The sequence below is a fragment of the Bacteroides sp. 1001136B_160425_E2 genome (assembly GCF_015559655.1).
Lineage (GTDB): Bacteria > Bacteroidota > Bacteroidia > Bacteroidales > Bacteroidaceae > Bacteroides > Bacteroides luhongzhouii.
Genome location: NZ_JADMQH010000003.1, coordinates 305,019 through 314,624, shown reverse-complemented (window position 1 = coordinate 314,624; position 9,606 = coordinate 305,019). Strand labels below are relative to the sequence as shown.

Sequence of the window (9,606 nt, the reverse complement as noted above, 5' to 3'; positions counted from 1 at the left end):
CTTTGCTTTTCTCCCTGATATAGTTTATCTTTGCTACTGATATAGTTCATTCTTCATGGCCGTGGCGAATTCCTACCACGGCCGTGGAAAGATACTACCACAGCCATGAAGAGATCTCTCCACGGCCGTGGGAAACTAATGATAAAGGCACCGGAAGACAACTATCCCTATGCCTTAGTCCAAGAATAAAGGCAGGATAACTTATAAAAGCCGCTTGATAGCAAACAAACAACAGCTATATAACACCCTCCCCCTAAGTCCGAAGATGATCGATTAGCTTTGCAACAACAGAAAACAATGTCCTTATAGGCTTGCAACGGTAAATTAAAGGTACGTAGCAATGTATAAGGCAAAAACAAATTAATAATGGCAATACAATTTGAATTGTACAAGACTCCCCGCTCTTGGTAGGAGTAACTTACCGTTTCACCTTCCAGTTTCCATCTTTAGAAACTCTTACATGCAATACGCTCTTATTGGCAAGAGTAATCTGTATATCACTCTGTTGTGCAGCATTTGTCTTAGCGGAAATGGCTTTCGCTATATCTTCTGCCTTCCAAGCGGCATTATGAGGCACAACAATTGTCACAAACACAACCGGAGAACCCGGTTTAACCTTCTGTTTGGCAAAAGCTGTCACAGGTTTTACCGTATACTCCTGTTGTTGTGCTCCAAAGCTACGGCCCTTTTGTTCCTCAAAATAAACTAATAACTGATCTGTTTCAATCTCCTCGCCCGAACGATCTTTCCATTTCTTCTTCTCACCCAGAGAATTAAACCAGTTCTTTCCACTTTTGTCCAAGGTATATAATTGCCAAAGGCTTCCTGCGGTATAATCTTCCGTTCCCTTTCCGGGCAACAAACAATCCTGCATAATAAGGATTCCTTCTTTAGTCAATACAATATTACGCTGCAAGGTAGAGCCGTTCACACATTGATTGTCCAGTACAATCTGTCCATAAGAATCCCCTTCACGCGTTTCCACAATGGCTTTCTTCACAGTGTTCGGGTTAAATAATACCCCTACCTGTTCGTGAACATAATCTTCGCCTGGTAGAGAAACCTTATTGTGAGCACGTATCATAAAGTCCAGCTTTGACTTCTTAGCCCCATTTTTCGCTTCATGTTTCCAATCACAACCGATATAGCGATATTCATTCAAATTAAAATCTACTGCAACATCCAAAGAAACAAAACAAACATTCTTGTCCTGAAGAACCACTTTTACAGCTTTTCCTTCTTTCCCCAAATCGACTAAAGAAGCATTTCTACTCCAGTTATTAAGCGTCGTGCAATCGTGTAACGATTGATTTCCTGCCGTCCCCATCAGTCTGACATCCTTTATATAGATAACCTCTCCCGGTTCCCCTTGAAAACGGAATGTAATCTTTTGCATACCACGCATGGCAGGATTGTCGGAGATTTCGGTAGAGGAACTAAAATCTATATAATCGGTAAACCAAGTATCTGTCAGCAGGCGGCTGGCTTTTTCGTCAAAAGGGAATCCTCTACCTTGTTCTTTCATCAATATGACCGTGTTGCCATGTCGTGCGTCTGTTGCATGCCGTTGAACTCCATGAAACAACGGATTATTATCTACTTCAAAATAGTTAATAGTTCCCCGCAAGTTAGGATGCTGATGAGTTCCGGAAGCGTATAAGTCACTCATGACGAAAGGAGTTCCCGGTTCGGCAGAAGCACGAAGCAAAAGCTGGTCGGGAATTCCGGTCCGCCCCTTGCGATTGGTACGAGTAGTCACTAGAGAAGTACGAGTCGGTGTATCCAGTTTTCCCTTGAATGAAGGAAGCAGAGCCACTTCTGCCAGCGTAGCCCAGTCGCAAGCCTGACGAGGATTCCATCCGGGTTTCAGATATTTGTCATCCAGGTTGGGGTAGCCGATGGTAAAGAGTTTCCACGCAGCCTTTCGGAATGAGGCATCTCCAGTCAGGCGGGCCATCTTTTCAAAGACCAGGATCCAGTTGTTGTAGGCAAAGAAATAATCGTCTCCATATTCGGGCATATAGCCGCTTGGCGCTTGCTGATCGCGATAGCGTTCAAACCACTTTTTTATTTCCGGCGTTTTTAATTGCGATACCTTGCCGCTTTCAATGCCGATGGAGATAATATCATTCAGATGGATAGAAGCATAGAGCGTTGCCGTTTCATCCACATCCTTATTCCGATACCAGAAATCCCACATCTTGTCAATATATTCTTTCCATTGGGCGGCATTAGGAGCATCAGGGAATAGATTATACATACGTACAAATCCAAGTGCACGCTCTTGCCCCTGGTTGTTATCTACCACAAATTCGGGTTCAAAGTGGAGGTCGGCAAAACGAACCATTATATCGTCCGCTTCATCCGTCAGGCGTTCATTTTCTTTCAGAATCTCGTATGCTAATGTCAGATTCTGCAAAGCAAAGAAATCGTCCCTCCCACGCATGAGCTTCTCATCCTTCCGCCATTCACGTACCGCACTTTTAAATACAAGTTCCGACAGATCCAAATAACGCTTTTGCTGCGTTGCTTTATAGAAGATAGCCGATGCGGACATCAGATTCGTCATCCAGCGAACATTCTTTTTCTTGATTTCGCTTACAATACGCTCTTCGCTATGATTCTGCGTCAACAAATCGAAAGCAGTTGAGGCTTTCGGCAGAAAATCCGCTTTACGCAATTCCTGCGCATGAACATGGCAGGATAATAGCAAACAAGCAACGGCTAATAATAAAGATCTTAGTTTCATAAATATATTATTCCAGTTTCAGCGTTTTAGTTCCTTCTTTCGTATAGAATTGCACCATGTTACTCCCCGCTTTTTGTTGCATATAATCACTTCGAGAGATATATTCAGTATTCAATTTCACTGTTTTTCCATTTACCTTATATTGTCCGGCATAAGCAGTTTCGGGCGAGAAGAACGTTAGTTCCAGCACGTCACCTTGAATATTGGTATACGAGATAGCAGGAGTGTCACTCGTTTCGTAATCGGTAGACCGCGTGAATTTAGTCTTTTTGGAGATATCACCGGCAAATTTAGCCAATTCCTTTTCCTGATTGCCTAGGGCATCTTTGTATTGCCGGGTAATCTCCGTTGTCTCCAACACCCAAGAGCCTCTACGCCGATTACGGTCTTTCAGCGTAAGCACATCATGGTCCTTGATCGTATACTTACCGTCTACCGTATCAAAATCCCATGCTTCGGGAGTAGTAAAGGCAAACATCATAGAACCTGTGTGACACAGTACCCACCGCATACCATTGATTTCCTTGACGATTCTTTTCTTGATTCCCTTACGGCTGAAAGGAACATACATCTGATAGAATGTAGGTTGATTCATATAATCATCCGCCACATTATATACCCCTATCGCACTTCTTTCGTACCCTAGTACCCGATGATAGGGATTCTCACCATATCCCGGCTTATTCGATACAGTCTGATGCCTTTGCGGACGCTCCGGATTGTCATGACACACACTGAATACAGAAGCATTGGATACATCCGACTGCCACACTAAATGCAAGTTCTTTGTTTCCTTAAAAGCATACGTATACTGAAATCCTTTCAGTTTTTCAGGAAAGGCTTCGATCGTTTGTGTAGACAGTCCGTAATTCTGGCTTTGATAAGTAGACCTGCAATAGAAATGCCTTTCATCGATGCGCAAAGCGTCAAAACGATAAGGATATTTCTTTTCAGCATTCAAAGCTTCCAGATAAGGAAGAGGCTTGACAGTGCGTTGATAAGCCATCCAGAAATTGAAGCATCCGAAATTATCTTTGCCGGCAGTCAAACGGATGATACGTTCATCCGGCGAACCATAAAACAACCAAGCCAACTGCACAATCTGTACATCTGTACTCAAATTGCCCGTATATAAATTGGTCCAGCCTTTGCAACGGGGTGGATTGGCGCAATACAATCCCTGATTCCAAGGCAACATCAATTGTGCTGCCATGTGTTGATAAGTAATCGCAGCCGTCTTACGTATCTCTTCATCCCGACTGAATTCGGCAAGCATTCGCACGTATTGAAGATTGGTTCCTATATAAGTGAATGCATCTGCTTCACGGCAATTGTCTGTGAAAAACTGTTTCAGGACATTGAGGATTCTGCCTCGCAAATAATCTTTCAGGTAAGAAGAGTCATGCCCGTCCGCATCCACAAAATCCGGCCATTCTTCTGCACACAGAAAACCGCTTGTCTGATGCATCATCCGCATATTCAGCGTTCCACGCTCGCTTGCATACTTCCCTATTTTCATAAATTCCTTAATCTTCTTACGCAATTTTTCCGGCATTTTATCTTTGGTAAGCAGATAACCGTGCATAGTGGCATGAGCAAAGAAATCCATATCAGAACCGGATTGATAGAAATCATCCACATGGTCCAGTTGATATTGATACATATCAGTCAACTTCGAGATAGCCTCTTCCGTTTCATAATCGCACCACAATCGTACATAGTAAAATGGAGACAGATACTTGATGTTGTCCTCTTTCGCCAGTTTAGCTTGTAGCATACGTTGAATGAGCGACCGGCTTCTCTCTTCATAAGTGGCTCCGCGCATGACGGGTTCTACGTCATTCTGCAAATTTTCCAATACAGAAGGCGAGAACGGGCTTGTTTCCTGCCCCATACTGTCATTACAAATGACCACGCCAAGCGACAACAATATGCAAAAGCCGATATATCTTAGTTTCATATTATCTTTGTTTTTAAGTTTGAAAGAATTCAACTCTGTCATTCATGAATCGTAAAGCCACCGGTAAGGCGAATATCAGTAGAGGACGAACCAATCATCACTTTAAATGTACCCGGTTCCACCACAAAATTCATATCCTTGTTCCACAAGCCCAAATCCTGGGGAGTTAATCGGAAATGTACCGTCTGCTCTTCTCCCGGTTTCAAAGTGATGCGTTCAAAACCTCGCAGTACCTTCACATAAGTAGTCACACTGCTTACCTCATCCCTTAGATAGAGTTGTACCACTTCATCCCCCACGCGACTTCCCACATTCTTTACCTTACAAGATACAGTGATGCCACCTTGCGTTCCTTGTCTTTCGGGAGTGATAACCAAGTCACGATATTCAAAAGCGGTATAGCTCAAACCATATCCGAAAGGGTAAAGAGCACCATATACCGAAGTCTCCGAAGCCTCATCCGAACCGGGCTTGAACGGGAAAGCAAACGGTATCTGCCCTACCGATTTAGGGAAAGTAACCGCCAAGCGCCCTCCGGGATTATAGTCGCCAAACAGAGCCTCTGCAACCGCCTGGCCGCCGAACTCACCGGGAAACCAGGCATGAAGAATAGCGGGAACATACTTTTCCGCATAGTTGATACTGGCGGCACGTCCATCAATCATCACCAATACAACCGGTTTTCCAGTAGCACAAACAGCTTCCAACAATTCCTGTTGACGCCCCGGTAAGTCCAGACTCGTACGTGAACGGTCTTCACGAACCGTCAGTTCCGAGCCTCCCAAAACCATGATAACCACTTCCGCTTCACGTGCAGCAGCCAGTGCCTCTTCCATCATGTGCTTTTCTTCTTCCGTCTTTTCAAAAGGAAGTATCTCACTCTCCGGGAAATGAGGATCGACAATCTCGCATCCTTTCTTATATACCACAGAAGCATCCGGCAATAGCTCTCTGATTCCCTGATAAATCGTTTTTACCCGCGCATTAGCCGGACCATAACGGCAAATCAGTTGTTCGCGTTCATCTGCATTCGGGCCAATGACGGCTAACTTCGTATATGATTTCTTCAAAGGCAACAGCTGGTTCTCATTCTTCAATAATACCAATGACTGGCGGGCTACCTCTAATGATAAATCCTGATGTTCCTGGCAATGAACCACCTTTTCTGCCTGTTCGCCATTTCCTCTAAACGGATTATCAAACAGTCCCAGCCAAAACTTAATACGCAGAATATCCGCTACCCGGTCATCGAGCGTCTTTTGCGATACCTTTCCTTCGGCAATGGCTTTCCGCAGAGGTATGATAAAATCTTCGGGAGTCGTGAAATGAGTACGGATATTGAGTCCTGCATTGACAGCCTGCGCTACTCCGTCAACTTCATCTGTCGCCACCTGATGCTTAGTCGTTATAAATTCTACCGCTTCACTATCGGACACTACATACCCCTTGAAACCGTATTCCTGACGCAGAATACCTGTCAGAAACTTATGACTGCCGGTAATCGGTTCGCCGTCATAATCATTGTACGAACTCATTACGCCCAATGCGCCCGCCTCCGTAAATGCCACCCGGAACGGGTCCAGATACAGAGTACGCATTTCTCTCGGCGCTACATGAGGATCAGTGCGTGTCTTCCCATCACGTCCTCCTACCGGTATGCTATATACAGCAAAGTGCTTGACCGTAGAAACCAGATTCTGCTTTTGCAGACTCATAATCATCTGTTTTCCCAACTGTCCCACCAAGTATGGATCTTCTCCGTAAGTCTCCACAGCACGTCCCCAACGAGGGTCCTGCACGATATCGAGAATAGGAGAATAGATATTGGTATATCCCAACGCATCGGCTTCTTTTGCTTCCGCTTCTCCGACACGGGCAATCAATTGTTTATTCCAGGTAGCTCCCTGTCCGCTTTGCGAAGGGAAGTAAGTAGCCCGGTCATGGCACAATCCACGGATGCCTTCGTTAGTGAAGTCTACGGGAATGCCCAACCGTGTCTGCTCCACAAACCAGCGTTGGAGATCATGCTTCGTCTTTACATGCTTCGTATAGGGAAAAGAATATTCGGAACCGAACTCTCCCAATCCGTTGTGCTGTTCATCAATATTACCGATTCCGTCTTTCCAAATTTCCTGTTTCCACCCTTCGACAGGTACGGCCTCCTTCAACACCCGTCCCGAACCATAAAGGGTAGCCATTTGGCAGGTCTTTTCTTCCACCGTCATTTGGTTCAGCAAGTCTTGCACACGCACTTCCACAGGAACACTCGGATCTTCGTAAACATCCATCCTGCCATTCTTATTGAAATCAATCCAGCCTTTGCGATAGATTCCGTTCTTGGAAGTGGCAGAAACAGAAGGGCTGTTGAAGGCCGCAGCAGATATATTTAAAACCGTGGCAGAGCAAATAGCCCAGGTAGTGACTTTTAAAAATGTCTTCATGTGATTCCAGTCTTCAGTTTATACTTATGATTGAGCTTTCAGCAGTTGATACTGGTCGTAAAACATAATGGCGACTCCATATCCGAACGGACGGTCATTCACAACCTCACGATTATAATAGTAGTCCTTATCACCGATACAAGTGCCGGCACATACATTCTTCATCACCAAATACTCTCCTTTCTTCATCAGGCTATGTTCCTGCAAACCGTTATAAGCACGTTCCACTACCGGCAGATAGGTGTCGGCAGGCAACAGCCCGTTTCTGATTCCCGCTGTGATAGCGTATGCGAACATCGCTGTGCAGGAACTTTCGATAAAGTTTCCTTCCTCGCCCGGATAAACAGGCAATTGATACCAATGTCCATTCTTCTGATCCTGTACATGGGCCAATGTATTCATCATTTTGAGGTATTTCTCTTTCAACTGTTTATATTCCGACATTTGTTTCGGCATAAGTTCAAGGATATTCACCAGTGTCATGGTAATCCATCCGTTGCCTCTGCCCCAGAATTCATTATTTCTCCGATAAGGATTATCCGCCCATCCCAACAGGCAACAAGGGTCGACCGTAGAAATAGAATCATTATCCCAACCATGATACCACAAGCCCGTTTCCGGATCTTCCAGTTTCTCGGCGTGCGCATTGATTTGGAAAATGGCTTCTTTCAGAAACTTCTCATCCCCTGTCAGTTTATACATCTGCATCAAAAACTCGCTTACCATATAGACAGTATCATCCCACAATTCGATCACTTCTTCACGATGAGAGATTCCTCCGTTAGTAGATCGCGGGATATTACAATAATCCTTATAGACATCAAAAGCTTTTTCCTTATATATCTCTTCCCCTGTGGCCTGCGCCAGATAAGCCATTCCGAAGCCGGAAGCCACTGCATTAGGATGCAGCCCGTTCACATCACCCATCGTATGTTCCATCGCCTCGCGCACATAAGCAAACATCTGTTCTGTTGCGATATTATTCTCACAACGTTCAATGGCAGCTTTCAAGAAAATGGCTTCATTCCAGTTCCACACATACTTGTTGGAAGGCATATAAGATTCTATCACATAGCGGTTTAATTCATCTCCCCAGGTATTCGCTTTCTTATCTGTTGCACATGATGAAAGCATGCTTACGACGGTAAGCAATAAAAATATTTGTTTCTTCATTTCTTCTTATCTTATTTGATGGTTATAATTATAGGATGATTCAAGTGATCGGCATAGGTATCAATTAAGCGGATGAAATCTTCTCGTTCGGAAAAACTGTCCACACCAAGTTCCCAACCAGCATATACCTGATAGTGATAGCCTTTCTCTCCCGGTTTCAGTTTGGCACACCATGTCTTAAGGATTCCGCTTCCTGTGTCGGGGGTATGGAAAGTTTCTATCAGTTGTTCCTGCGGAATCAGTAAGGCCATTCCTAATTCATAGTCCTTATTAACCGTCTGCTTATCATGGGTAATCATGGAAATCCACTTCCCATCATATTGCTTCTCCACAGGTTCCTTTGTGTTGTTATTGGCCACAATACCCGTTACTAATACCGCATTTTCAGGAAGCGGCGAGATCCGGATATCTTCTTCATGTCCTTGTTTTCCTGCCCATATCGTCACCGTTTCATGAACGTCGATTTTTGTTCCCAATACATCCCAGCCAATAAAGTCTAACCGAAACATTGAGCGTACCGGACCTTCCATGATTATCTCAAAGTGAGAAGAGTCGATGATATCCACCGTATCTTTAGACTCCACTCCCATACGAACCAACGTATCCGGCAACTGAAGAGCAAGACCTCCCAAACCAAAAGAATTGGCCGCACTCAAAATGTCGCATCCCCACTCTCTTAATACCTGATAGGTGTTATCCGGGTATCCGTCCGCACGGATACCTACTGTATCCAGCACCATCTCCGATATTCTCTTACCAAACAGATCCCGACAGTTCCGCCCGTCGAAATAGTGGCGGAAAGCTATTTTATCATTTTCCCATGCCGGTCCATCCATCTGATAAGGATAATTCACAGATCTAGGTAAGTTATGTTTGCCATGCATATCAAATGCCAGTTCCTCCACGTGCCCGGGAGAAGTCATTTTCCCATAACGAATATTAGTACGTCTTTCAAAAACTGGATAATCAGATACAGAAACCCACTCTACCATCAGTTCAACCTTTTCTTCTCCTTTCAGGGTATATACAAAAGCCAATTCATCCCACACACCGTCCCGATCAATATCATCAACCTGACAGGGAACGTATGTACCGTCCAGCTTCTTCACTACGGGAACCAGGCTCTCACTGGCAGCTTTCAACTCCGCACGTGAAAGTTTGAAACTTTCATCTACGCGCTCTTTATTTATCGGATTCTGTAACACAATGGTAGTTGCGGTTTTCTCCTGACAAGAGGAGAAACTGACGACCAAAGCACACAAAATATAGATGATTCTCATTGC

The 9,606-nt window shown here is 44.5% G+C and carries 5 protein-coding genes; all 5 read right to left on the bottom strand.

Features of this window, described 5'->3' with window-relative positions:
- Positions 1 to 418: 418 nt before the first annotated feature.
- From I2I04_RS04425 to I2I04_RS04405, 5 genes are read right to left on the bottom strand one after another with little or no spacing between them, the layout of a single operon-like run.
- Positions 419 to 2,749 carry a hypothetical protein gene (locus I2I04_RS04425; RefSeq protein ID WP_195654420.1) on the bottom strand — a complete coding sequence of 777 codons (2,331 nt, stop codon included), beginning with the start codon at positions 2,747 to 2,749 and terminating at the stop codon, positions 419 to 421.
- Between the two features lie 7 nt (positions 2,750 to 2,756).
- A complete protein-coding gene (locus tag I2I04_RS04420) occupies positions 2,757 to 4,709 on the bottom strand; it encodes a hypothetical protein (protein WP_229126922.1) in 1,953 nt (650 codons plus the stop codon).
- Positions 4,710 to 4,747: 38 nt separating this feature from the next.
- On the bottom strand, positions 4,748 to 7,150 hold the full coding sequence (locus I2I04_RS04415) for a glycoside hydrolase family 3 N-terminal domain-containing protein (protein ID WP_195654419.1): 2,403 nt from the start codon (positions 7,148 to 7,150) through the stop codon (positions 4,748 to 4,750).
- 24 nt (positions 7,151 to 7,174) lie between these two features.
- Positions 7,175 to 8,323: a glycoside hydrolase family 105 protein gene (locus I2I04_RS04410; RefSeq protein ID WP_195654418.1), complete on the bottom strand. Its 1,149-nt coding sequence runs from the start codon at positions 8,321 to 8,323 to the stop codon at positions 7,175 to 7,177.
- A gap of 11 nt (positions 8,324 to 8,334) precedes the next feature.
- On the bottom strand, positions 8,335 to 9,603 hold the full coding sequence (locus I2I04_RS04405; protein WP_195654417.1) for a DUF4861 domain-containing protein: 1,269 nt from the start codon (positions 9,601 to 9,603) through the stop codon (positions 8,335 to 8,337).
- Between the last annotated feature and the right edge of the window lie 3 nt (positions 9,604 to 9,606).

Excerpts from the sequence above, each read along its gene's own strand:
- I2I04_RS04410 (WP_195654418.1), bottom strand. The coding sequence starts at position 8,323 with ATGAAGAAACAAATATTTTTATTGCTTACCGTCGTAAGCATGCTTTCA.
- I2I04_RS04425 (WP_195654420.1), bottom strand. The coding sequence starts at position 2,749 with ATGAAACTAAGATCTTTATTATTAGCCGTTGCTTGTTTGCTATTATCC.
- I2I04_RS04405 (WP_195654417.1), bottom strand. The coding sequence starts at position 9,603 with ATGAGAATCATCTATATTTTGTGTGCTTTGGTCGTCAGTTTCTCCTCT.
- I2I04_RS04420 (WP_229126922.1), bottom strand. The coding sequence starts at position 4,709 with ATGAAACTAAGATATATCGGCTTTTGCATATTGTTGTCGCTTGGCGTG.
- I2I04_RS04415 (WP_195654419.1), bottom strand. The coding sequence starts at position 7,150 with ATGAAGACATTTTTAAAAGTCACTACCTGGGCTATTTGCTCTGCCACG.